The 22,500-nt window shown below is 43.3% G+C and carries 23 protein-coding genes and 3 tRNA genes; 13 read left to right on the top strand and 13 right to left on the bottom strand.

Annotation, left to right across the window (positions count from 1 at the left end; genetic code table 11):
- Nucleotides 1–64 precede the first annotated feature (64 nt).
- Nucleotides 65–553 carry a MogA/MoaB family molybdenum cofactor biosynthesis protein gene (locus DLD82_RS14320; RefSeq protein WP_109941808.1) on the bottom strand — a complete coding sequence of 163 codons (489 nt, stop codon included), beginning with the start codon at nt 551–553 and terminating at the stop codon, nt 65–67.
- Between the two features lie 360 nt (nt 554–913).
- Between DLD82_RS14320 and DLD82_RS14315 the strand changes: the two genes are divergently transcribed.
- From DLD82_RS14315 to DLD82_RS14305, 3 genes are read left to right on the top strand one after another with little or no spacing between them, the layout of a single operon-like run.
- Entirely contained in the window at nt 914–2,188 is a 1,275-nt protein-coding gene (locus tag DLD82_RS14315) for an ORC1-type DNA replication protein (protein ID WP_109941807.1), read from the top strand.
- 25 nt (nt 2,189–2,213) lie between these two features.
- Nucleotides 2,214–2,705: an Lrp/AsnC family transcriptional regulator gene (locus DLD82_RS14310; RefSeq protein ID WP_109941806.1), complete on the top strand. Its 492-nt coding sequence runs from the start codon at nt 2,214–2,216 to the stop codon at nt 2,703–2,705.
- Complete coding sequence (locus tag DLD82_RS14305; protein ID WP_181391455.1) at nt 2,662–3,873, top strand: aminotransferase class I/II-fold pyridoxal phosphate-dependent enzyme; 1,212 nt, start codon at nt 2,662–2,664, stop codon at nt 3,871–3,873. The genes DLD82_RS14310 and DLD82_RS14305 overlap by 44 nt, the downstream gene beginning before the upstream one ends.
- A gap of 8 nt (nt 3,874–3,881) precedes the next feature.
- On the opposite strand, the gene purE is transcribed toward DLD82_RS14305, so the two are convergent.
- A complete protein-coding gene (gene purE / locus DLD82_RS14300; RefSeq protein ID WP_109941845.1) occupies nt 3,882–4,280 on the bottom strand; it encodes a 5-(carboxyamino)imidazole ribonucleotide mutase in 399 nt (132 codons plus the stop codon).
- 53 nt (nt 4,281–4,333) lie between these two features.
- Here purE and DLD82_RS14295 point away from each other — a divergent pair, with 53 nt between their 5' ends.
- Genes DLD82_RS14295 through DLD82_RS14280 form a run of 4 tightly spaced genes read left to right on the top strand, consistent with a single transcriptional unit; the run spans nt 4,334 to nt 7,495 of the window.
- Nucleotides 4,334–5,467, top strand: coding sequence for a pyridoxal-phosphate-dependent aminotransferase family protein (locus DLD82_RS14295; RefSeq protein ID WP_109941804.1), 1,134 nt, complete (start codon nt 4,334–4,336; stop codon nt 5,465–5,467).
- Nucleotides 5,464–5,922 carry a riboflavin synthase gene (gene ribC / locus DLD82_RS14290; RefSeq protein WP_109941803.1) on the top strand — a complete coding sequence of 153 codons (459 nt, stop codon included), beginning with the start codon at nt 5,464–5,466 and terminating at the stop codon, nt 5,920–5,922. Before DLD82_RS14295 ends, ribC begins: the two co-directional genes overlap by 4 nt.
- Nucleotides 5,923–5,936: 14 nt before the next feature.
- Nucleotides 5,937–6,365 carry a 6,7-dimethyl-8-ribityllumazine synthase gene (gene ribH, locus DLD82_RS14285; protein WP_109941802.1) on the top strand — a complete coding sequence of 143 codons (429 nt, stop codon included), beginning with the start codon at nt 5,937–5,939 and terminating at the stop codon, nt 6,363–6,365.
- Entirely contained in the window at nt 6,362–7,495 is a 1,134-nt protein-coding gene (locus tag DLD82_RS14280) for a pyridoxal phosphate-dependent aminotransferase (protein WP_109941801.1), read from the top strand. The genes ribH and DLD82_RS14280 overlap by 4 nt, the downstream gene beginning before the upstream one ends.
- 15 nt (nt 7,496–7,510) lie before the next feature.
- Here DLD82_RS14280 and DLD82_RS14275 read toward each other — a convergent pair whose 3' ends face one another.
- The gene (locus tag DLD82_RS14275; protein WP_109941800.1) at nt 7,511–9,799 is read right to left on the bottom strand and encodes a S8 family serine peptidase; all 2,289 of its coding nucleotides are present in this window, start codon (nt 9,797–9,799) and stop codon (nt 7,511–7,513) included.
- A 211-nt stretch (nt 9,800–10,010) separates the two neighbouring features.
- Between DLD82_RS14275 and DLD82_RS14265 the strand changes: the two genes are divergently transcribed.
- Nucleotides 10,011–11,153 (top strand): PEGA domain-containing protein, encoded by a 1,143-nt coding sequence (locus DLD82_RS14265; protein ID WP_109941798.1) that lies wholly within the window; start codon nt 10,011–10,013, stop codon nt 11,151–11,153.
- Nucleotides 11,154–11,159: 6 nt separating this feature from the next.
- Here the strand turns inward: DLD82_RS14265 and DLD82_RS14260 are convergent.
- From DLD82_RS14260 to DLD82_RS14240, 5 genes are all read right to left on the bottom strand, one after another.
- Nucleotides 11,160–11,231: transfer RNA gene (locus DLD82_RS14260), tRNA-Ala, on the bottom strand.
- A gap of 11 nt (nt 11,232–11,242) precedes the next feature.
- Nucleotides 11,243–12,256 carry a transcription initiation factor IIB gene (locus DLD82_RS14255; RefSeq protein WP_109941797.1) on the bottom strand — a complete coding sequence of 338 codons (1,014 nt, stop codon included), beginning with the start codon at nt 12,254–12,256 and terminating at the stop codon, nt 11,243–11,245.
- A gap of 8 nt (nt 12,257–12,264) precedes the next feature.
- A complete protein-coding gene (locus DLD82_RS14250; protein ID WP_245920461.1) occupies nt 12,265–12,495 on the bottom strand; it encodes an H/ACA ribonucleoprotein complex subunit GAR1 in 231 nt (76 codons plus the stop codon).
- A 104-nt stretch (nt 12,496–12,599) separates the two neighbouring features.
- A complete protein-coding gene (locus DLD82_RS14245) occupies nt 12,600–13,250 on the bottom strand; it encodes a histidinol phosphate phosphatase domain-containing protein (RefSeq protein WP_109941796.1) in 651 nt (216 codons plus the stop codon).
- A gap of 7 nt (nt 13,251–13,257) precedes the next feature.
- Nucleotides 13,258–13,530, bottom strand: a complete 273-nt coding sequence (locus tag DLD82_RS14240) for a signal recognition particle subunit SRP19/SEC65 family protein (RefSeq protein ID WP_109941795.1) — start codon at nt 13,528–13,530, stop codon at nt 13,258–13,260.
- Nucleotides 13,531–13,585: 55 nt separating this feature from the next.
- On the opposite strand from DLD82_RS14240, the gene hypB reads away from it, so the two are divergent.
- The 3 genes from hypB to DLD82_RS14225 all read left to right on the top strand — a co-directional run bounded on the left by hypB (nt 13,586) and on the right by DLD82_RS14225 (nt 15,299).
- Complete coding sequence (hypB, locus tag DLD82_RS14235; RefSeq protein WP_109941794.1) at nt 13,586–14,233, top strand: hydrogenase nickel incorporation protein HypB; 648 nt, start codon at nt 13,586–13,588, stop codon at nt 14,231–14,233.
- 97 nt (nt 14,234–14,330) lie between these two features.
- On the top strand, nt 14,331–14,708 hold the full coding sequence (locus DLD82_RS14230) for a 30S ribosomal protein S8e (protein WP_109941793.1): 378 nt from the start codon (nt 14,331–14,333) through the stop codon (nt 14,706–14,708).
- A gap of 126 nt (nt 14,709–14,834) precedes the next feature.
- Nucleotides 14,835–15,299 carry a DUF2240 family protein gene (locus DLD82_RS14225; RefSeq protein WP_109941792.1) on the top strand — a complete coding sequence of 155 codons (465 nt, stop codon included), beginning with the start codon at nt 14,835–14,837 and terminating at the stop codon, nt 15,297–15,299.
- 5 nt (nt 15,300–15,304) lie between these two features.
- Here the strand turns inward: DLD82_RS14225 and DLD82_RS14220 are convergent, their stop codons facing one another.
- A complete protein-coding gene (locus DLD82_RS14220) occupies nt 15,305–15,712 on the bottom strand; it encodes a 30S ribosomal protein S6e (protein WP_109941791.1) in 408 nt (135 codons plus the stop codon).
- Between the two features lie 127 nt (nt 15,713–15,839).
- Nucleotides 15,840–17,654 carry a translation initiation factor IF-2 gene (infB, locus tag DLD82_RS14215; RefSeq protein WP_109941843.1) on the bottom strand — a complete coding sequence of 605 codons (1,815 nt, stop codon included), beginning with the start codon at nt 17,652–17,654 and terminating at the stop codon, nt 15,840–15,842.
- Between the two features lie 254 nt (nt 17,655–17,908).
- Here infB and DLD82_RS14210 point away from each other — a divergent pair.
- Nucleotides 17,909–17,980, top strand: a tRNA-His gene (locus DLD82_RS14210).
- Between the two features lie 126 nt (nt 17,981–18,106).
- Here DLD82_RS14210 and DLD82_RS14205 read toward each other — a convergent pair.
- From DLD82_RS14205 to DLD82_RS14195, 3 genes are all read right to left on the bottom strand, one after another.
- Entirely contained in the window at nt 18,107–19,483 is a 1,377-nt protein-coding gene (locus tag DLD82_RS14205) for an MBL fold metallo-hydrolase (protein WP_109941790.1), read from the bottom strand.
- A gap of 44 nt (nt 19,484–19,527) precedes the next feature.
- Nucleotides 19,528–21,759 (bottom strand): hypothetical protein, encoded by a 2,232-nt coding sequence (locus DLD82_RS14200; protein WP_109941789.1) that lies wholly within the window; start codon nt 21,757–21,759, stop codon nt 19,528–19,530.
- 19 nt (nt 21,760–21,778) lie between these two features.
- A tRNA-Met gene (locus tag DLD82_RS14195) sits at nt 21,779–21,853 on the bottom strand.
- Nucleotides 21,854–21,945: 92 nt separating this feature from the next.
- On the opposite strand from DLD82_RS14195, the gene trxA reads away from it, so the two are divergent.
- Entirely contained in the window at nt 21,946–22,353 is a 408-nt protein-coding gene (gene trxA, locus DLD82_RS14190) for a thioredoxin (protein ID WP_245920460.1), read from the top strand.
- The last annotated feature ends 147 nt before the right edge of the window (nt 22,354–22,500 follow it).

Below are 22,500 nucleotides of genomic sequence, written 5' to 3'. Positions count from 1 at the left end.
ATGAAATTACGAATATCCCTATAAACCTGGGTGGCAATTAACCAAAAAAGGATTTTTACGATTTTTATCGGTTAGCATGAGTAAGGATATGACTGATTTCCGGAAGAATAATATCCCGGGTAGCCAGTTCTGCTGCATTTTTCGAACCTGGTATACAAAAGACTGCTTTTCCATCGATGATACCGGCAGTAGCCCTGCTAAGAACCATTCTTGTTCCAATTTCTTCAAAACTTTTTGATCTGAAAAGCTCTCCAAATCCGGTAAGACATTTCTGCAAAAGAGGTTCTACTGCTTCAATGGTACAGTCATCATGAGTTATTCCTGTTCCTCCGGTAATAATTACACAATTTGCTTTTTTCAGAGCAACTTGTAATTCGCCTCTGATTTTTTCAATATTATCCGGAATAACTACATAATGATCAACAGGAATTGAAGCATCCTTACAAAGAGACTGGATTTTTTTCCCGGCTGTATCTTCCTTTTCAGTTCTGGATGAAGATATAACCATAACTGCAACGTGTACAGCTACATCCTGAACATGCGATGGATCCATACACAGTTGTCAGATTTTTGTAAGATATAGTCTTTTATGTACTAAGCCCCACCCCTTAGTTTCCATTGGAAACACATTAGGTTGTAACTCATTATTCTTTTGAACAGTTTTTTTGTATTTTCTTTAAAGTAAAAGAATTGAAAAAATGCATAATATGAAGTAAAAAGTTTAGAAAATTATATATGTACAAACACTGACCTTTACAACAAGGAAATATTCTTTTTTTCATTTTTTATCCCAAGGTAAGGAAAAAATCAGTTCCAGTGGAAACTAAGGGGTGGGGGTACACCATATTTTTGTCTTCTGAGTCCAGTAGTATTATTGGAATATCCATCTAACCATAGAAGGATTACTTATTTCATGACTGATGATACACAGGAAGCTCCCGGCCTTTTTGACAAATTTCTTTCAGAAAATCGAATTTTCCGGGATCGTGAAGTACTCAGACACTCATACCGGCCTCATATTCTTCCTCATAGAAAACCACAGATTGATCAGATAGCTTCGATATTAGCCCCTGCTCTCCAGATGGAAACACCCTCCAATATCCTTATCTACGGAAAAACAGGAACAGGAAAAACAGCCTCAGTCAGATATGTTGGAACTGAGCTTGAAGCAGTTAGTTCCCGGAGAGGGACCATCTGCCGGGTTATTCATCTTAATTGTGAAGTAATTGATACTCAATACAGGGTTTTAGCCCAGATATCCAAACTCATTCTTGGAGAAGATGAAACTCCAAGTGATAAAACCAGAACTCACATTCCAATGACCGGCTGGCCTACTGATCAGGTATACAGTGAATTAAAAAATCAGATAGACAATAGTTCCGGAGTTTTCATAATAATACTTGATGAAATTGATAAACTGGTAAAAAAGAGCGGTGATGATACACTCTATAACCTTACCAGGATCAATACAGATCTTCACCGATCCAAGGTTTCCATTATTGGAATCTCAAATGATCTTGGTTTTAAAACATTTCTCGATCCCCGTGTGTTATCGTCACTTTCAGAAGAAGAACTTGTTTTTCCTCCATATAACGCTCCTCAACTCTGTGATATTCTTCAGCAGCGTGCAGTTATTGGGTTTGCAGAAAATGCTCTGGAGGATGAAGTAATTCCTCTTTGCTCAGCCCTTGCAGCCCAGGAACACGGAGATGCCCGGAGAGCACTTGATTTACTCCGGATATCTGGAGAACTGGCTGATCGGGAGAATAATGTAAAAGTGACTGTTGCCCATGTAAAAAAGGCACAGGCAAAAATTGAAACAGACAGTATGGTTGAGTGTATCAGGACACTTCCAACCCAGAGTAAAATTGTTCTGTATTGTATGCTTCTTCTTCACCGGGCTGGTCAGAAAATTTTTATTTCAGGTGATGTTACCCGAATCTATAAAGAACTCACTCCTTTTCTTGAGATAGATGTCCTGACTTCCCGGAGGATTTCTGATCTTATTTCTGAACTGAATATGCTTGGAGTAATAAACACGAGGCTGGTTAACCGGGGAAGACATGGAAGGACAAAAGAGATGTGGTTTGATACCAATACAGATAAAATCTGGGAAGTTATCATGGATGAGTCTGAAGGCCGGCTTGCACAGGTAGATGAACAAATAGTAATCCAGATACTACGATAGTATATATTTACGGGACTGAAATCAGATGGATGATATTGACCGGTCACTACTCTCCCTTCTGGAAGAGGATTGCACAATCCCTCTACATAATCTTGCAGTTATGCTCGGGTGTAATGAGGAAGAGGTTGCAGGTAGAAAAAAACAACTCGAGGAAGATGGAATCATCCGTCGGTACTCTGCGGTTATCAACTGGGAGCAGGTGGATAAAGGTGCAGTGTACGCAATTATCGAACTGAAAGTAGCTCCGGAGCGTGATCATGGGTATGATCGGATTGCAAGCCGGATTTCCAGATTTGCAAATGTCCGGTCGTTACGGCTTCGAACCGGGACGCATGACCTTCAACTTCTGGTTACAGGAAAAAGTATGCAGGAGATTGCACGGTTTGTTTCTGAACATATTGCTCCCATGGAACGGATCAGGGAGACTGCTACACATATCATCATGAAGACATACAAAGAAAACGGAGTGCTCTATGTTGAGCGTGAAGACGGACAACGATTGCCATTCTCATTCTGATCAAAAGAAACGCGATTTCGTCTCAGAACGGGCGAAAATTATTCCTCCTTCGGGAATCAGGCGTTTTTTTGACCTTGCCAGCCAGATGGAAAATGTTATCTCTCTCGGAGTGGGAGAACCTGATTATTCCACACCCTGGCATATCTGTGATGCTGCAATAACATCAATTGAGCAGGGGCATACCGCATATACTTCAAACGCCGGGATGGAATCCCTCAGGTGTGAATTAAGCCGGTTTTTACAGGACCATTATCAGGTTGAATACAACCCGGTGAATGAGATGATCATTACCACCGGGGTATCGGAGGGTCTTGATATTGTCATTCGGGCTATTGTAAATCCTGGCGATGAAGTACTTGTTGTTGACCCTTCTTATGTCAGTTATTCTCCCTGTGTAACCATGGCAGGAGGAATTCCGGTTCCATTACCTTGTACGGAGAAAGACCGGTTCCGTCTGACGCCGGATGTCCTCATGGAGCACATCACTCCACAGTCAAAAGTTCTGGTTCTTAACTTCCCCAATAATCCGACCGGGGGAGTTATGCGTCGTGAGGATCTTGAAGGAATTGCAGATGTGGCAATAGATCATGATCTTCTGATCCTTTCTGATGAAGTATATGCAGAACTGACATACGAAGGCAAACATACTGCCACTGCTTCAATTGAAGGGCTTTGGGAACGTACCGTTACGTTATCAGGTTTTTCAAAAGCATTTGCGATGACCGGCTGGAGACTTGGGTACGTATGCGCTCCACCTGAAATAACCGCAGCAACATTAAAAATTCACCAGTACGTCATGCTTTCCTCTCCGACCATGAGTCAGTACGCAGCACTTGAAGCACTTAAGCATGGTGAGGATGCAATGCGGGAGATGATTCGGGAGTACCATCTCCGGAGGAACCTTTTTGTTGATGGATTAAACCGGATTGGTCTGACCTGTCACACACCTGAAGGAGCATTTTATGCCTTCCCATCAGTAAAAGGAACCGGCCTGACCGATTACGAGTTTGCTGAGCGATTGATTACCGAAGCCGGAGTTGCAGTAGTTCCGGGTAGTGTCTTTGGATCCGGAGGAGTCGGGCACATCCGGTGTTCCTATGCCGTTTCAAGGCAGGAATTATCAGAAGCAATTCGAAGAATGGATGAATTTATCAGGTCATTACCCTGATTTTTCCATTATAAAAAACCGGTAAGTGTGAGGATACGGATTGCGAGATGAGCTGCGTTATCACCATTATCCACACCTACACAAGCTACGGGAACACCTTTTGGCATTTGTACAATTGAGAGAAGAGCATCAAGTCCTCCCATCAGTTTTCCTGATACCGGGACTCCGATAACCGGCTTTTTTGTTTTTGAAGCAACTACACCCGGAAGGGCTGCAGAAAGCCCTGCAATGCAAATAAAAATACTTGCATCTGATTTTTGTATGTATTCATCCAGTTTATCAGGATCACGGTGGGCAGAGATTACCTGGTAATCATAAGTGATATTATGTTGTTTCAGAACTTCCCAGGCTTTTTTTGCGATCTCTTCGTCTGATACTGAACCACAAAGTATACTCACATGCGGCATGGTCTTTCCACGCATATAATCAGTCAGGAAGAGTAATAGTGTACTCGATTTTTATGGAAGATGAGACGCTCCTGATGCTTCCGGGCCCGGTCCCAATGCCTGAACGGGTTCGTTCAGCTATGGCCCGGCAGGCTATTAATCACCGGGGGGCAGAATTCGGCAATGCATATGCAGATATCGTTCGTGTTCTGAAAGGTCTGTTTGGAACGAAGAATAACCCTCTTGTAATTTCCGGCTCCGGGACATCCGGTATGGAAGCTGCAGTTTCAAATTTTGGAAAAGGCCGCAAAATGGCTCACCTGATTAATGGGAAGTTCGGGGAACGGATGTATACCATCGGACAGCGGTATGCATCAGAAGCCCTTCCGATTGAATCAGAATGGGGAACTCCGCTCAATCTTGAAAAATTAACATCGGCTCTTGAAGATGGTGTTGAGGTTGTCACCATGGTCCATAATGAGACTTCAGCCGGCATTCTCAATCCTGGAGAAGAAGTAGGTAAGATTTGTCGCAAACATGATGCGCTCTTTATCATGGATGGTGTGACATCCATCGGAGGAGACGTATTTAAGGCAGATGACTGGTTTGTCGATGTTGCAATTGTCGGATCACAAAAATGTCTTGCCGCTCCTGCCGGTCTTGCAGCAGTTTCTGTTTCAGACCGGGCCTGGGATCGTGTCGTTAAAAACCCACCATATTACCTGGACCTTCCGGCATATAAGAAAAATGCAGCAAAGGATCCCATGGAAACGCCTTATACACCGGCAGTTCCGATCTTTTTGGCACTTCGTGAAGCCTGTCTTATCATTGAGGAAGAGGGAATTGAAAACCGGATATCACGGCACCACAAGATGGCAAAAGCGGTCAGAAGTGCCGTTGCAGCATGGGGAGTCGACATGTTCCCGAAAACTGATGCAATTCATCAGTATTCAAACACTGTGACTGCTGCATGTATTCCGGCGAATTCCAATGACAAGGACTTCAGAGGTTCTGTCAAGAAATTTGGTATCCAGATTGCCGGAGGACAGGACCACCTGAAAGACAAAATCTTCAGGATAGGTCACATGGGAGCAGTATCAGCACCAGAGCTCCTTGCAACTATTGCAGCAACGGAGTATACCATCCGGAAAACTGGCCATAAGGTTACTGATTCAGGAGTTATGGCTGCGGCAGAGGTTCTTGGATGAAAATAGGAATCGCGGACACAACTTTTGCCCGGGTGAACATGGGTAAGTTCGCGATAGATGAACTAAAAAAACACGGAAGCGTTGTAATCGAACGGTATACAGTCCCTGGTGTCAAAGACCTGCCTGTGGCCTGTAAAAAACTTTTCGAGGAGTACCGGTGTGATATCTGCATGGCTCTTGGTATGCCGGGTGGCAAAGAAAAGGACCGGATGTGTGCCCATGAAGCCTCTCTTGGTCTTATTACCTGCCAGCTGATGACAAACCGGCATATCATTGAGGTTTTTGTCCACGAAGATGAAGCAGTGGATGATGCAGAACTTGCCTGGCTTGCTGAAAGCAGGGCAAGAGAACATGCAGTCAATGTAATCAAACTCATGCGCCCAGGCACTCTTGAACGGGAAGCAGGTACAGGTCAAAGACAGGGTTTTTCTGACGCAGGGGCAGCAAGACAATAATTGAGGTCGAAAATATGGCACAAAAAAAAGCCGATTCAGGAATCAGACTGGGTTTTGTTGTTGCGGAATTTAATCGTGACATTACCTACATGATGGAAATTGAAGCTGAAGAACATGCAAAATTCCTTGGTGCGGAGGTGACGGAGCGTCTCTATGTTCCAGGTGCATATGACATGCCGCTCGCAATTAAGAAGATGCTGAGAGAGAACAAGGTTGATGCTGTAGTGACCATTGGGTGTGTCATCGAAGGGGCAACCCAGCATGATGAGATAGTGGTCCAGCATGCAGCCAGGAAAATTATTGATCTCTCTCTTGAATTTGAAAAACCGGTTACCCTTGGAATATCCGGGCCGGGAATGACACGACTTGAAGCGACTGAACGTATTGATTATGCAAAACGTGCAGTTGAATCTGCGATAAAACTGGTACAGCGGTTAGCATGAGGCCTCTCTCGACAAAAATTGCTGCAATTGCTCCTTCAGCAACGATCGAGATAACGGAGAAAGCCAGGAAGATGCAGGCAGCCGGGATGGATGTTATCAGTCTCTCAATAGGTGAGCCTGATTTTCCAACTCCGGAACACATTACCGATGCCTGTATTGATGCTCTTCGTCGGGGTGAGACTCACTATGCGCCAGGAAAAGGAATTCCTGCACTTCTCTCTGCAATAGCAGAAAAAATTGAGCAGGAAAATAATATTCCCTGTACACCTGATCAGGTTATGGTCGGGTGTGGGGCAAAAGATTCCATTTACGAAGCATGTGAAGCAGTTCTCAGTCCGGGTGACGAGGCTATCATATTGGATCCCTCCTGGGTAAGTTATGAGCCCTTTGTTCAGATTGCCGGAGGAGTTCCTGTTCATCATCCGCTCAATCCCAAAAATTTCCAGGTGGATGACACCCTCTTGGAAAAAGTTACGAATAAGACAAGGCTTGTCATTATCAATACTCCGTCCAACCCTTCAGGAGCGATCCTGAACAGAGAATCGTTAGATCTTGTGGCTGATATCTGTCATGACCATGATCTCATTGCGATTTCTGATGAGATTTATGAAAAACTGACGTATGGAAAGACTCATCTGTCTCTTGGTTCATTACCCGGAATGGCAGAGCGGACAATAACGGTAAACGGTTTTTCCAAAGCATATGCCATGACCGGGTGGAGACTTGGGTATGCGGTCTCGTCAAAAGAGATCATCGGTTACATGAACCGGGTACAGCAGCATACCATATCCCATCCGACTACCTTTGCAATGTACGGAGGGGTTGCTGCTCTCAAGGGACCCCAGCAGTGTATTGAGGACATGAGATCTGAGTTTGAGAAGAGGAGAGCATTTGTTCTCCGGAGCATGGATGATATGGGGCTTTCTTATGCACCGGCTGACGGTGCGTTCTATGCGTATGTCCGTGTCAATGGAAATGATACAGAAGTTGCATCCCGCTGGCTTGAAGAGGCTCATGTTGCCGTAACTCATGGAACTGCATTTAACCATCCGGGCTGGATACGGATTAGTTATGCTGCATCCATGGAGCGGCTCGAAGAGGCGATGAAAAGGATCTCTTCTGTCCTCTGATTTTTTTAAAAAAGATTAGTTGGTAACCTGGTAGGTTACATTATCTGTTACATACAGCCAGTATCCCTGCCATGGCAGGAGTATGAGGCTGTCACTTGTGGAATTTCTGATGATTGGTTCTTCATATTGTCCTGTTTTTGCATCATATCCGACAACATATGTCCAGTTATCTCCGATCTGCAGTAATGTATCTTTAGCCGGGAGAGTTACTGTTCCGTATACTCCAAATCCATTCCATCCGGTCAGAAGTTCTTTTAAATAAACACCACTTTGGTTTTCATCTGGTTTTACCGTGATATTCTGAGTATCACCGGTCCATATCCAGTATGATGAAAGTGGACTGATTATTTCATCTCCCTGGACTGTAATCCAGGTGGTATTGAAGTATTTCAGAACCGAGTGACCCGATGTATTGGTCACTTTTCCAAATACATCAGAGGCAGTATCATTTCCACTCATCAGTCTTTTGGCCACAGAAACATGGTTCCATCCCGGATACAAGCGGATTTTATCAGTATCAGGATTTTTCAGATAGACCATTGCTGCAGAGAGATTTACTCTTCCTCCGGTTACCGTTTTATTCTGAAGGTCCGCGAGAGGATCGCTGCTTTTCATAATAGCCTCTTTTATCATAGAGTATGAGGCGTCAGGAGCGTATGTTTTCAGATTAGCACTCATTCCACTGACAAAAGGAGCTGCCATCGAGGTTCCGGACATATATCCATACCTGGTTTCCGTCAGAGTGCCGTATCCCTCAGAAAGAGTAACATTGTCAAGGAAACAGGTTATGAATGTTCCATCTCCAATGAATCGCAGATACAGGGGATTTTTTAATAAATCTGTGGTGATTTTACATTCACGATGGGTAAAAGGCATCAGTACGAATGATTTCCGATCATACTCCAGTTTTGTCCAGGAGATATTATCGTTTGATCCCTCGATAGAAAAGGTGTAATTCGCCCCAATCAGCTGGAGATCATACGAGATTATCGGATTTGTCAGGTTTTCTATCCTGAGAGGTTCTTTGAGTGTCAGAATTGCAGGAATTTCTGTGTAATTTCCGGTATTATTCACTGTTCCCTGAGCACTGGAGGGTGGTGAAGTATAGTATTCTGTATTGAGTGTCCAGTTTCCATGGGTTGTCCAGTTGGACAAGGTATCAAAACTGTCATACCAAAGGGGTTCGGGACTATAGAGATTGTGTTTGGCTGAGTAAATATCCTCTCCCGGAGCTGCAATGTCCACAGAGGTTTTTCCATAATTTGAGAAAGATGCCAGGTTATCCTGGGCATTTGTTGCTGCGACTGATATGATATTTTCAAGGTCATAAGATGTCGGGTAATGGGGAATTGCATCGTTATCGAGTCCACTATTTCCTGCAGCACAAATAAAAAGACCTGCTGTTCCGGCCATCACTTCATATTCTGCCTGACTGGGATCAGATCCTCCATATGAACATGAATAAATGGTTGCACCATTTCGTGCAGCCCAGAGAATAGCCTCAATCTCATCTGATACCGTTCCGGTGCCAAAACTATTCAGGAACCTGACTGGAAGAATCGTTGTATTCCAGTTTACACCGGTAATGCCAATACTATTGTTGCCAACTCCTCCGATGATTCCGGCGCAATGGGTTCCATGTGAGGCAAGGTCCATTGGTTCCAGTGTTCCGGTAATGGCGTCATATCCATGGGTCCATGTTGATGGGTCTGTCCAGATATTAGAAGATAGGTCCGGATGAAGATAATCAATACCAGAATCAAGTACTGCAACTATTTCTTTGGAGTTTGTGCTGGTATTCCATGCAATTGGTGCATCAATGTCTGCCCCGGCAATACCAGAAGCAGTATCCTCTTTGAATACCTGTCCGGTATTTGAAAGACCCCACTGTCTCCAAAAATCCGGATCATTCGGGACCAGAGATGATTCCCGATAATAATCAGGTTCGGCATACAAAACTCCTGGAATATTCTGGTAGTAACTGACAGCCTCTTCAACAGAGATGGTATCCGGCAAAGCGACAAGTTGTAAGCCTTTTACGCCTTCCGCTGAAAAATCCCTAACTATTTCTGCATTGATGGTTGCATGTGCAGAGGTAAGGGCATCAGAGTTTTGATTTATTCCTGAATTCGATGATTTTATAAGAAGGAATCCTGGCATATATCCTGTTCCCTCTTCCTGTTCTGAAGACGGTATTCCGGGGGGAAGAGCAGGCATGGCAACGGTAACCGGGATAGTGAAGAGTGCGATTATCCCGCATATGAGAATTATTCTCATACCGGTCAGTAGGATTTTTTCATTCATGAAATAGAACCACCTGATATTAGGAGATTATGCGGCGCCTTATATGTAACTGATGTTTCATACCTGAATTCATTGATTTTCATCTGACATGTTTCCGGATTATGCGAAGTCAGCATTTTAATTTTTAAATAGAAGACACCAGAGAGGTTTTGTATGATTAAAGAGAAAGATGAACCCAAAATAGATATCCCTGTCTGACAGATCTCATCCTATGAAATATGTGCTGCTGATAGTAACTTCCCTTCTTTTTATCATGGTTCCTATCACAGCAGATTCAGGTTCACTTGAGATCTCCTCTGACATAGATTCTGTTCCAATTTATATTGATAATACATTTGCCGGAGTAACCCCTCTTACAGTTACGGATATTGAACCGGGATATCACCTGGTAAAAGCATCCCCTGAAGGATTATTCCAACAGACCCGGAACATTTCAGTTAATTCAGGAGAATTATCTCCAATATCCTTTATTTTTCTTTTATCTGATTACCAGATTCCTGCCATGGTTCGAATAGGTGATTGTGTCGGAACTCCCGAATCTTCTGACCTTGATGGAACAGCATTTGATCTACACCGGATTTCTGATGATACTCTGATGGCATATTTTAGTGGAAGGAATGAAGGTATTCAGTGTATGGCCTCATCAGATGGGATATCATGGGACAAAATGCCGGATTCATGCCTTGAAGGGATAACAAATGAACCGGAGTTTCGAAATGATCCTTGGGTATTCCTTTTACCTGACGGCAGTTACCGGATGATTTTTAGTAAAACGGTAGGAAATGATCATTCCCTGTACTCAGCAACTTCTCCTGATGGAATCCGGTTTACCGGAGAAGAAAAGATAATCATTTCCGGAGACGAAGAGGGATTCATCTCTGCAAGTCCTGCTGTTCCTTCGGGAATTGTGTATGCTGACGGGACAGTCAGGATTTATTACCATATATCCGGTGTCGGTATTAAAAGTGCCATATCTGATGACATGGGTATTTCCTGGAAATCCGAAGAGGGTGTCCGTATTAAGAATGGAACTGATCCAACCCTGATTTTATTGCCGGATGGAAGAACCGGTATTGTTTATGTAGATACCACTCCGAAATCAAAGGGCCAGAGAATCTTTTATTCGCTTTCAGAAGATGGCCTTGATTTCTCCAGATACAGGCCTGTTCAGATTCTTGAATCAATTGAACCCGGAGTATGGCTGATGGATCCGGAGGTTATTACAGAAGATGAGACTTTTTACCTGTACTTTTCTGTAATGGGAATCGAAGGAATGCAAAACCAGGGGCTTCCTGGAATACTCCGAAGCATTATCAACCCCGATTGCCTGGAAAGATCTGCAGTACTGGTTTAATTTTTATGGACCCGGCGGGATTTGAACCCGCGGCCTCTGCGTTGCGAACACAGCGATCTCCCACTGATCTACGAGCCCAAAAAAGAAGATCAGAGAATTATTTCTATATCCAGTTTTTCTGCCAGTTCCTTATACCGGTTTCTAATGGTAACTTCGGTAACGCCCGCAACTTCAGCTACTTCACGCTGTGTTCTTCGCTCACCACCGAGTATTGAAGAGATATAGATTGCAGCTGCAGCAACTCCGGTTGGCCCCCTTCCTGAAGTAAGTTCACGCTCACCTGCCTGTCTCAGAATTTCAACAGCTCTGCTCTGCACTTCACCTTTGAGTTGCAGTCCGGAACAGAACCGGGGAACATAGTCGATTGGGGAGGTCGGGAGAAGTTTCAATCCAAGTTCACGGGATATAAACCGGTATGTTCTGCCAATTTCCTTTCTTGAAACCCGTGATACTTCCGCTATCTCGTCAAGGGTTCTTGGAACACTACATTGACGACATGCTGCATATAATGCAGCTGCTGCTACTCCCTCTATACTTCTACCACGGATGAGGTTTTTATCGACCGCATCACGATATACCACTGCAGCTGTTTCACGAACATTTCTGGGAAGACCCAGTGCAGAAGCCATCCGGTCAAGTTCAGATAATGCAAATGCAAGGTTTCGTTCGGTTGCATTACTTACCCTGATACGACGCTGCCATTTACGCAGACGGTAGAGTTGTGCACGGTTTTTTGATGATATCGCTCTTCCATAACTGTCCCGGTTTCTCCAGTCAATCATGGTAGAGAGACCCTTATCATGGATGGTAAAGGTCATCGGAGCTCCAACACGTGACCGTTTCATCCGCTGGTCATGATCAAAAGCACGCCACTCAGGACCTCTGTCGATAAATTCGGCGTCAATAACCAGACCACACTGCTGACAGACAAGTTCTGCCCGTTCATAATCATGAACAAGTTGTCTGCTCCCACACTCAGGACATTGAGATTCGGTCTGGTTTTCTATTTTTTTCTGTTTCTCAACTACCTTTCCGGTCAGTCTGTTTTTCAGGGCTTCCCGCTCTTTCTGAAGGGTCCGGAGTTTTTCTATCTCTTCTGACATTCTTTCCTCTATTTAATAAAGAGCCGTTCGCCAATGAGGCGTGAAGGCTCTTCGATATCGGTCAATACCGCTGCATACGGCGATGTGACATTACCGAAAATATCGATAAGTTTCCCCACAGGTTTCCATCTTTTATCAAGAACTTTACTATACAGGCGGGGGAGTTTCGCAGCATCACATTCCACGATCAGAATACGATGACCAAAATTACTTTTAACTCTTCCAATAGCCCGTACCAATACATCGCCCCCAAAAATGCTCGTATCACCCCACCGGAGATACGATAAGCAACCTATATATGTGTCGATAAGTAGTATTTATGTATTATGGCAATTATTAAGTATTACGTAAACCGCTTGTAAAATTCATTTCCGTGTATGGAGAGTACTGATTCCAGCTTTTCATCCGGAATACCGGCACCACTGCCGATGAGGACTCTATCTCGTGGGGACATGATATCACCAGGATCATGGGTATCTGAATCCACTGTCAGAAGACATCCGGTTTTTTCTGCAATCCTGGCTACATGACCATTTGTCCGGTTATGACCCCCTCGTGCGGTGATTTCAAGAGCGACATGGTTTTTTGCAGCCAGAACAGCATCTTCAATACTTATCAGTCCGGGATGAGCCAGAATATCGACATATTTACAACTGACTGCGGCATGATTTGTTCCAGGTGCAACCGGTTCCACCGGAGTTTCTCCATGTACAACCACAATATCTGCACCCTCACTTTTTGCAAGTTCAGCCAGTAGTGGAATTTCCTCAGGGGGAACATGAGTGATTTCAACCCCTGAAAGAAGCTTGATACCCATTCTGGATGCAGAAGGGGAGACTTTTTTTACCGCTCTGATTGTTTCAGATATGTTACTGTAATCGACATGATCAGTAATTCCAACAACAGAATAACCCAGAATTTGCATCCGTCTGAGTAATTCAGTTGGTAAGAGCTCACCATCCGAAAGCAGGGTGTGGGTATGAAAATCGTACATATCAGGTTTATTCCGGACTTTTTAAGCCCATACTTACAATATTTATGAGTTCTCCCTTTGTTCCGGTGAATTCTGCTACGAATCGTCCCTGTCCTTTCCACCAGTATGAAGGATGAGATTTTTGTTCCCGGTTATATGGTATCTTCTGCTTTTTGAGAATTCGTTCAATAGCTACTGGTTCAGGATTCTGGACGCCTTTTGAACGTGGAACTCTGCGCCCCTCTGTTCGTGTCAGGTCGCTATCAAAGTAACAGGGATAAAGTATTACTCCCTTGTCCATTCTTAATGATCTGAAATCTAAACCTATTAAGTACCAGCGGGAATGATGGTATGTTATGCATCACATCGATATTTCAATAGAGAAAGATATTTTTTCAGCCAACAAAAAACTGGCCGAAGCGAATGCCGCGCACCTGAAGTCTCACAAAGTAAGGGGTTTTGATCTGCTCGGTGGCATTGGTTCAGGAAAAACAGCGCTTATCGAAAAAGTGGTTCCAAAATTAAAAAGCAGGGGTCTTACAGCTGCTGCTATTGCAGGGGATGTGTACGGTGATGATGATTTTCAACGCATTGTTGCTCTTGGGATAGCTGCTGAAAATGTGAATACCGGAAAAGAATGCCATCTGGATGCGCACATGATAGAACATGCCCTGGATCATCTTCCTCTTCAGGACGTTGATATCCTGTTTATAGAAAATGTCGGAAATATGGTCTGTCCGACTGATTTTGAACTTGGTGCTGAAAAGAGGATTGTTGTTGTTTCATCAACAGAAGGTGATGACGTTGTGAATAAACACCCGATGATGTTTCGTGGGTGTTCAATTGCGGTTTTGAACAAGATTGATCTTGCGGATGCCGTGGGAGCCGATCTGAACCGGATGGAACGTGATATGCTGCGGTATAATCCGTCCATGAAAATATTCAGAACAAATATGAAGACAGGGGAGGGAGTTGATTCACTTGTGGAGGAGATCCTGTCCTGAGCGGAGTCTTATATACTGATGCGGGAGACATGTATAAGACTCCGTGGTTTACCCGGTTCTCCCACTCCGGGTAAATGATACTTGAGGATGAGATAATATGCAATGGCATGGACGTTCTGTTCGAAAATCCACCGGGGGCAGGTATTGTCCGTCCCGTGGAAAAAAGCGCAGGGAAATTGGGTCAGCACCCGCTGAAACCCATATTGGTATAGACCGGAGAAAAATTTCCAGAACCTATGGTGGAAATAATAAAGTCCGGGCACTTCGGTGTGAGTTTGCAGTAATAAGCAACACGAAAACCGGTGAAACAAAGAAAGTTAAGATTGAGACGGTAGAGGAGAACACTGCAAACCCGAACTATGTCCGGCGTAACCTCCTTACTCGTGGTGCAATTATCAGGACCGAGATGGGCCGTGCACGCATTACCAGCAGACCTGGTCAGCATGGCGTTATCAATGCTATCCTGATTGAATAATTTTTTATCTGTTTTTTTCACTTTGATTATTTTTCATTGACATCCTGTAACTTCCAGTTTAAGATAAAAAGAAAACTATTCTCTATCCTAAGGTTACACACTAATGGCGACTCCTGGTATTCTGACATGACTCTGAAAACAGCATTAGCGGCACCGTTTTACCACAGCAGGGTTCAAAAACTGGGAAAAAGTGAACTCATTTATTATTATGCTTTTGACCGGCGGTGGATGACCCGTGATGAGGTGGATCTTCTGATTCAACGGGGGATAGAACAGAACCTGCTGGGAATAGATGACGATATGTATTATCCCCTCTTTGATCTTGCAGATGTTCAGATTCCTATCGGATATAAACCATCATCTTCTTTTTTTGATGCCCATGATCCCTTTGAGGAATTGCTTGGTCGTATCACGAGCATCACTGGTAAGGAGCCTGAAGAAATCATTGCCCGAATGAACGAGATCATGAAAGATGAATTTGACGGAAACCTGAAACCGGAAGCTGCCCTGGTCATCATCGCTAAACAGGATGGGATAGAGGCTTTAGACCTGTTACAATCCCTGAAACAGGCAATTCTTAAAAAAGAGTAAAAAATTTATTCTGCAGCCGGAGCATCCTGCGCTGGTGGTGCAAAGTATTCTGCAAGGCTTTTTGCACCGGCTTTAGAGACGATTACATTTATCTGGACAAAGTCCTGGGTGATTTCTGCTCCACGGACCATTTTTCTTCTCCGCTCTCCATCAGTTACCGGGTGGAATCCGACCCCGCCTGCCATCAGGACCTTACGTCTCCCAGCAATTGGAAGGGTCTTTCTTGCCGGAGTTCCATTACGGTCTGAGGCTCCGGTAATTTTTATTTTGTACCCGTCAAATCCAAGACCTGATCCGTCGATTTCATCTCCGATACGCTTTCCAATAAATGCTCCTGCACCTGCACCGCTGGCATCGATATTGTATGCCTTTCCGGTTGCAGGATCAGATAGAACTACTTTAAAATCTACCATATTTTTTCACCAATTTCAATTCAACGATCGCTTCTTACTGTTTTTAAATATCGTCCGATCCGATGAACCCATCACTCAGGTTTAGCTGAGAAGTCTCCACACATATTAGCGGGGTACCCTATTAATGCTACTTTCCCCAGAAGGGGTTTTCACGTCGAAACAGTCTGGTGTATTCTTCAAGGACTTCCTTTGCATCTTCACTTAAATGAGAGAGCATCTCGGTTTCCAGCACTTTAACGTGCCGTTCAGGAATTCCCACGATAAGTTCATCTTCAACGTCAAATTGTCTTCCAACTGTTGCACCTTCAATAGAAATTGCAACCTCATCTCCAGCGTGGGCTTCCTGGATATTCTCCTTTCGAAGTTGCATTGATTTCAGGCTTCCTGCTTTTTTTCCGTCCCTTCTAATAAGATTAACACCGGTACGCAGTGTTCCGGATAATATTCTGACCCCGACAACTGCCGGGTTATTCTGTCTGAATACACATCCTGGCAGAATAACAATTTTTGCCGGGAAAATAATCTTTTCAAACCGTTTCTGGTCCATATCTCTCTTGAGATTGTTTCTCCATTCAAGATAATCCTCAAGAATATGGTAAATAACATTTCCAGTGAAGAACTGAACCATTTCAGCATACGAAGGTTCATGAAGCAGGTCCTGTGCGTCAGGAAGTACCGGAGTGTTAAATGCCATTAAAACCCGATAAAGGGGATTTTTAATGGTTTCGGCCTCGATAACATCATGCCTGCTGACCTGTCCCACTTCTGCTCTCATTACCGGGATTTCATGCGCGGTTAGTTCCTTACACAGTGCTTCGAGTGCACCGATGGTATCTGCCTTAATGATAAGACCTTCCGGGGAGAGTGTGACATTTATTTCTGTCATCTCCCGAGCAATACTGGTCTTAATCTCTTCAGGGTCATCTCCTATGACCTTGATAGGTGAACCTGCAATAACCTGGTCAAGACCCGGAGCACTTACCTTTACTCCGGCAGCAGCTGCGACCTCTTTTACCCGTAAAAATCGGTCTTCAATTAATATCTCTTTCATCGGTCTTGGCTGGAGCAGAGATCTGACTTTCGTTGTCTGAACTCCGGTGGTTGTTGCAATTGCAATTTCATCTCCAACACAGATAGTCCCGTCAAAAAGGATGACATCAATCGTAGCACCCAGGCCCTTCTCCTCTTTTACTTCAAGGACCGTTCCTGAACCAGGTCCGTCAACGGTGAGGGCAAGGGATTCTTCCATGTATCGTTGGGAAAGGCCGATGAGAACCATTAGAAGATCTGATATTCCTTCTCCGGTGTGGGCACTAACCGGAACTATGGCGAGATTCCTTGCAAAATCTGTAACTCTGTCAAATCTCTCGGATGAAAATCCATGTTCTGCAAGAGTTGCAACGATATCATATACCTTCGTCTCAACAAGAAGTATTACCCGTTCATTTTGTCCTGCAAAACTTTTCAGAAATGGAGATTTTTCTGTTTTTCTCCATCCCGGGATCCGGTCCAGTTTCGTTGCCGCGACAACAAAAGGAGTTTTACAATTTCGAAGAATCTGAATGGCTTCTATTGTCTGTGGTTGAAAACCTTCTGTAATGTCAACAACAACAATGGCCATATCAGCAAGAGCCCCACCCCTTGCCCGCAGGGTCGTGAAAGCATGGTGTCCGGGAGTGTCAATAAAAAGAAGACCTGGAATGCTGACATTCAGGTTTTTCATTGCTCCGCTCATACTCGTTATCGAATCAATTGGAACAATGGTAGCACCTATGTGCTGGGTGATTGCCCCTGCCTCACCTGACACAACAGAAGAACCACGAATGCGGTCGAGCAGAGATGTTTTTCCATGATCCACATGTCCAAGTACGCAGACAATGGGAGTTCTGATATGGGGTGTCTCTCCTCCTTTTTTACTTGTTTTTACTGCCTTTTTACCCACCTTTGCACCACCGCATGTATTTTGCAATCCAGTCCCGGAAATATTAGAAAACAGGAGAAATCCTACCGGGGATTGGATCTGATAATGTGGTATACATCAGCGGTCACGGCTAATAATCATTCACAACAAAGATGGGGATATCGCTATCATCTACTCTGATGATGTGATGATCGAATGACTGGATAGTTTATATCAGGGCTAGAGTGAGTGGATACATTCAAGTGATAGTTTGTGTAACATATATGGTGCAACCTGCCTGGGTGGGGTAATGGCTATCCTAAGGGATTGTGGTTCCCTCGATCTGGGTTCAATTCCCGGTCCAGGCCTGAAAAATTAGGTTTTTACTTTTTATCTGACAGGGTTCACTGTTTTTCTCATAACATTTGTTATCTTTTCTGAAGATAAAAAAGAAAAACTGGATAATTGATAAATTCATCAAGAACAAGAGATGGTTAATTTTTCTTTTCAAGTCCGGCTGCAACCCACCCGGTATATCCTCCGGCAACATTCAGGATATTTGAAAAACCATTTCTTTTCAGGATGCTGCAGGCGATTCCTGATCGGGAACCTGTTCCGCACATAACCGCAAGAAGATCCTGTTTTCTAAGTTCATTATGTCGTATCCTGAGATCCGGCCAATGGATATTGACAGACCCTTTAATATGAGATCCTGAAAATTCTCCTGGAGTTCTGACATCAAGGATCTGGAGTTTATCATTTTCTGATATGAGCCGGTCCAATTCATGGACTGATATTGTGCGCACATGATTCAGGTCATACCCAGCCAGAGCCCAGGCGAAAATTCCTCCCTGAATGTACCCTATTGTTCTGTCAAGACCCACTCTCCGGAGTTTTGTTATGATTTCGGGGATATCCTCTGGTTTGTGAGCTGATATTACAATATCACGGTCAGGTGGGACAATCCAGCCGGCAAATGTGGAAAAATTCACTTCACCATCGATGTTTAAACTGTTGGAAATGTGTGCGGACCCGAAGGCATCATATCTTCGGATATCCAGGATATCACAGGTATCCTCATTTAGTATCTCCCGGACTTTCCGGGGACTTAATTCACGAATTTTTGGAAGTTCTGATAATAATACGGGCCCTTTCCGGTTAATGTCCGAACATCTGCGGAAGTGGTCAGGGGATGGAGGCATATTTTCTGTCAGTTCCCTGACAAACGATTCACAGTCCGGAATATGAAGCGCGGAGTTATATCTCCGCTCATAGCCGATAGTGGTTGATCTCTTTGAGGATAATGATCTTCCACAAAATGATCCGGCGCCATGGGCCGGATATACCTCACAAAAATCCGGAAGTTTCAGAATTTTCTCGTGAAGAGATGTATATAAGGCTGATGCCAGTTCCCGTGCACGACCAGGAAAGAGGTCAGGTCTTCCGACATCACCAACAAAGAGAGTATCTCCGGAAAAGAGAGCAACCGGTTCATCTCCTCTGCTAAGGTGCGTGACCGTGTAACTCACATGTTCAGGGGTATGACCAGGAGTTTCCAAAACATTGATGGAGCAGTCATCAAGAGTGATTTTGTTTCCCTCCTGAACTGGTGTATGAAGAAAGGTACAGTTTCCCGATTTAGGGGCATAAATTGGGGCATTTGTCAGTTCATGAAGGTCAAGATGACCAGAGATGAAATCGGCATGGAGGTGTGTCTCAAGAATGCCGGTTATCTTGAAATTTTCCTCTTCTGCAGCACGAAGGTACGGTTCCGGGTCCCTGGCAGGATCGATTATAAAACAGGATGATATTCCGCCAAGAAGGTACGAATTATGTGCAAGACCAGGGATGAAAAACTGCCTGATTATCATATCACTTCACTTTGATCAACCTGCAAGGAAATGAATTCTTTCCTTCAGTAAATGAGGTATTTCAATGAAATGTTCTCCGGAATTTTATAGAGTATACTTACCATTTTATCGCGATTCCTCTCTAAATCGGTAATTTTTTTCTGGATTCGAAGGGTGTCATGGTAAGATTGTGAATATTTCAGTTTTTGCAAAAGAAATGATCGTTTCTTCATACAATTGCTTATTTCATGAACGAGGGTCTGTTCTTCCTCGTCATACCAGTCAGGACGGCATATCGGGAGTAATGAAATAGCAACTGGGGGATTTTTACCATCTCCCACATCCTGGGTATGTTTCCAGTAATACTGAAGAACCGAGGAGGTTAGAACTCCCTCTAGAAAATTATCAGTTCCTTTCATGATGATTGCTGATTCAGGGTCTGGTTTATTGCCTGACTTAATTATAAGAACATCTTCTCTTGCAATACAGGAGATCCAGAAATCATCCTCAAAAAACTCTTTGATTTCATCATGAAGATACAAAGCACCAAGACAGTATTCAGATAGTGGTATTGAATCATCCCTGATTAAATCAAGAATTAATGAAGAAGAAGGATCTGTAAGGCTCCATCCGCCATGTAGAGAGAGTTCTCTCTTTTCAATCCTGAATGATTTTGTTTTCCCGTTTTTGTTGGTCCGGATGATTTCTATATCAGGTGATATGGAATCAGCGATCAGGCATGTCCATAATTCGTCATTTGGATTCTTTGTACTGTCATCAATAACGATTTTGCTTATTCTGTTTTTTCTCACCCATCTACGGAAAGGTTCTGAAGTGCTTTCAGACAACCATGTTCTCCGGATAAAGATAAATGCCGGGTATGGTATGGTCAAAAGGATGTTTTCAGCAGCAATAGTAGAAAAAGAAGGTTCTGTTGAGTACGAATTGTATTTTTTGCAGAGAAACTGCCTGATTTCAGGAATTTTCAGATCTACATGTCCCGATGGAGCAGTTATCACGAGGACAGAAGTTTTTGGTGGAATATCTGGCCATCCTGTAAAAAGGGGTCTGTAGGTTAATTCTGCAGTTCTCTTTTCATTTTCAGACAAAAATTCGTCTGTTACTTCGGGAGAAAAAAAACAAGAGCCAATTCTTGTATGTTTGATAAGTTGTGATATACTCTCATTGTGAGCCGGTTTTACCAGCTCCGGAGTGGAAAAATCTCCCCCGATGATGGTAAGGGCCAGTCCGAATCTGGTTATAAGAATCGATGATATTGAGTTATCCGAACAATAAACTGCAGATGAGAGATTTTTTAGTCTTTTATTCAATTCATTACATTTTAGCCCTAAAAATCTGGCAAACAGAAGGACAATCTCTCCTCTACCTGAAAATGGGTCGAAAATTGCATCAATTGATGGATTCCTGCTGATAATGTCATGAAATATTGAAGAAAAAACCGGAGATAAGAGATAAGAATCAGGATCGCAGTCCGATACCTTTTCTATCTTTTTTTTATTTTCTTTGGTTTTAATTCGAGATAGGAGGCGGTGGATTCCCCTGACCAGCAGGATAGGATCAATACAGGGTATTGCAAGTCTTTGTGGAATAGGGAGAGATAAACCAGATTGAATCATTTTCCTTCGTACTTCCTTGTCAAAGACTGAGGTATTCACCTGTTGTTGAGAATAATAAGGAATGGTTGAACCAAATTGAACCAGATAAAAAAATAAGGAATTTTCTAAGATATCATCTGAATCACTGGTTATTTTTCCGCCTATTCTTCGTAAGAGGATCTCTAATACGGCAGAGAGAATGGCAAGTCTTCGCAATTTTTTTTCATTCTCACCATATGACTGGAAATAAACCCGTGATACTGTTTTCCAAATTGTATCCAGGTATTGATCAAGAACTTCAGAAAAAACAGGGTGCTCTATGATAACTGTATCAGAGATTATCTCCTGGACCGGAATTATCTCACTTCTCCATCCTGGTCTTATTGGTGTGTTAATTATCTGAATTTTTGTTGATTCAGAGCAGATAACACCACAGATAGCCCCGGTTGCGTGAAGATAAAACTCTAGTCTTTCTCTCACGAGAGTATCTTCTATTATCTGGTCACTTACCGTCCATATCAGAATTTGGTGCATGGAGGAAAGAGTTATCAGATCCATGAAAACCGAATTTTCATGGATAGAAATAGTAAAAGCCGCCTTTTTTATTGTGTATGGGTCATTATGGATTCCAAGAGTTTTTAAAAGATAATCAGAAATAACAGATTGATTATCAGAATTCATGAAAACCCTGAAAAAAGTATAGCGAGGGATGGATTTGAACCATCGGTCTACGGGTTATGAGCCCGTCGGGATATCCTGACTACCCCACCTCGCTGAAAGTGGATATGAATGTCTGACTGATGAGCATATATAACTTTTGTTTTTTCGATGAGAATTCTTATCCATAACTTGAACAAAACATCCGGTATGGATGATGAACTTGAACATATACGAGCGAAAAGAATGGAGGAGATCAAACAGCGCATATTGGTTTCACAATCAGGGCATGCTGGGATTATCACCATTAACCAGGAAAATTATGACCGTATTATCAGGGAACATCCAAATTTAGTCATTGATTTCTGGGCACCATGGTGTGGACCATGCAGAATGCTGACCCCGGTAATTGAAGAACTTGCGCACATATTTTCCCAAGGGATATGGTTTGCAAAGTGCAACACTGATGAAAATCAACAGATTGCATATCAATATGGAATATCTGCAATACCCTCCCTTTTTTTCTATAAGAACGGGGCTGTTATCCATACTCTTTCCGGAGCACTTCCGAAGGAACAACTTGAATCAGTAATACGATCTTTATACGGGTTTTCATAAACCTGAATTTATGAATTTATATCTCATTTTGCATAGCGTGATCTGAAAAAATTAGTTTAGAATTCTCTATTTTTTAAACGATTCGCAATTTTCAAGCGAAAGGCTTATCTAATTGTAAGTTATAATTATAACTTACATGCACATTAA

It is taken from the genome of Methanospirillum stamsii, from assembly GCF_003173335.1.
GTDB lineage: Archaea > Halobacteriota > Methanomicrobia > Methanomicrobiales > Methanospirillaceae > Methanospirillum > Methanospirillum stamsii.
This window is presented reverse-complemented; position numbering and strand designations above follow the sequence as displayed.

Coding starts and splice junctions, on each gene's coding strand:
- DLD82_RS14320 (WP_109941808.1), bottom strand. CDS start 553: ATGGATCCATCGCATGTTCAGGATGTAGCTGTACACGTTGCAGTTATG.
- DLD82_RS14315 (WP_109941807.1), top strand. CDS start 914: ATGACTGATGATACACAGGAAGCTCCCGGCCTTTTTGACAAATTTCTT.
- DLD82_RS14310 (WP_109941806.1), top strand. CDS start 2,214: ATGGATGATATTGACCGGTCACTACTCTCCCTTCTGGAAGAGGATTGC.
- DLD82_RS14305 (WP_181391455.1), top strand. CDS start 2,662: ATGTTGAGCGTGAAGACGGACAACGATTGCCATTCTCATTCTGATCAA.
- purE (WP_109941845.1), bottom strand. CDS start 4,280: ATGCCGCATGTGAGTATACTTTGTGGTTCAGTATCAGACGAAGAGATC.
- DLD82_RS14295 (WP_109941804.1), top strand. CDS start 4,334: ATGGAAGATGAGACGCTCCTGATGCTTCCGGGCCCGGTCCCAATGCCT.
- ribC (WP_109941803.1), top strand. CDS start 5,464: ATGAAAATAGGAATCGCGGACACAACTTTTGCCCGGGTGAACATGGGT.
- ribH (WP_109941802.1), top strand. CDS start 5,937: ATGGCACAAAAAAAAGCCGATTCAGGAATCAGACTGGGTTTTGTTGTT.
- DLD82_RS14280 (WP_109941801.1), top strand. CDS start 6,362: ATGAGGCCTCTCTCGACAAAAATTGCTGCAATTGCTCCTTCAGCAACG.
- DLD82_RS14275 (WP_109941800.1), bottom strand. CDS start 9,799: ATGAATGAAAAAATCCTACTGACCGGTATGAGAATAATTCTCATATGC.
- DLD82_RS14265 (WP_109941798.1), top strand. CDS start 10,011: ATGAAATATGTGCTGCTGATAGTAACTTCCCTTCTTTTTATCATGGTT.
- DLD82_RS14255 (WP_109941797.1), bottom strand. CDS start 12,256: ATGTCAGAAGAGATAGAAAAACTCCGGACCCTTCAGAAAGAGCGGGAA.
- DLD82_RS14245 (WP_109941796.1), bottom strand. CDS start 13,250: ATGTACGATTTTCATACCCACACCCTGCTTTCGGATGGTGAGCTCTTA.
- DLD82_RS14240 (WP_109941795.1), bottom strand. CDS start 13,530: ATGGACAAGGGAGTAATACTTTATCCCTGTTACTTTGATAGCGACCTG.
- hypB (WP_109941794.1), top strand. CDS start 13,586: ATGCATCACATCGATATTTCAATAGAGAAAGATATTTTTTCAGCCAAC.
- DLD82_RS14230 (WP_109941793.1), top strand. CDS start 14,331: ATGCAATGGCATGGACGTTCTGTTCGAAAATCCACCGGGGGCAGGTAT.
- DLD82_RS14225 (WP_109941792.1), top strand. CDS start 14,835: ATGACTCTGAAAACAGCATTAGCGGCACCGTTTTACCACAGCAGGGTT.
- DLD82_RS14220 (WP_109941791.1), bottom strand. CDS start 15,712: ATGGTAGATTTTAAAGTAGTTCTATCTGATCCTGCAACCGGAAAGGCA.
- DLD82_RS14205 (WP_109941790.1), bottom strand. CDS start 19,483: ATGATAATCAGGCAGTTTTTCATCCCTGGTCTTGCACATAATTCGTAC.
- DLD82_RS14200 (WP_109941789.1), bottom strand. CDS start 21,759: ATGAATTCTGATAATCAATCTGTTATTTCTGATTATCTTTTAAAAACT.
- trxA (WP_245920460.1), top strand. CDS start 21,946: ATGGATGATGAACTTGAACATATACGAGCGAAAAGAATGGAGGAGATC.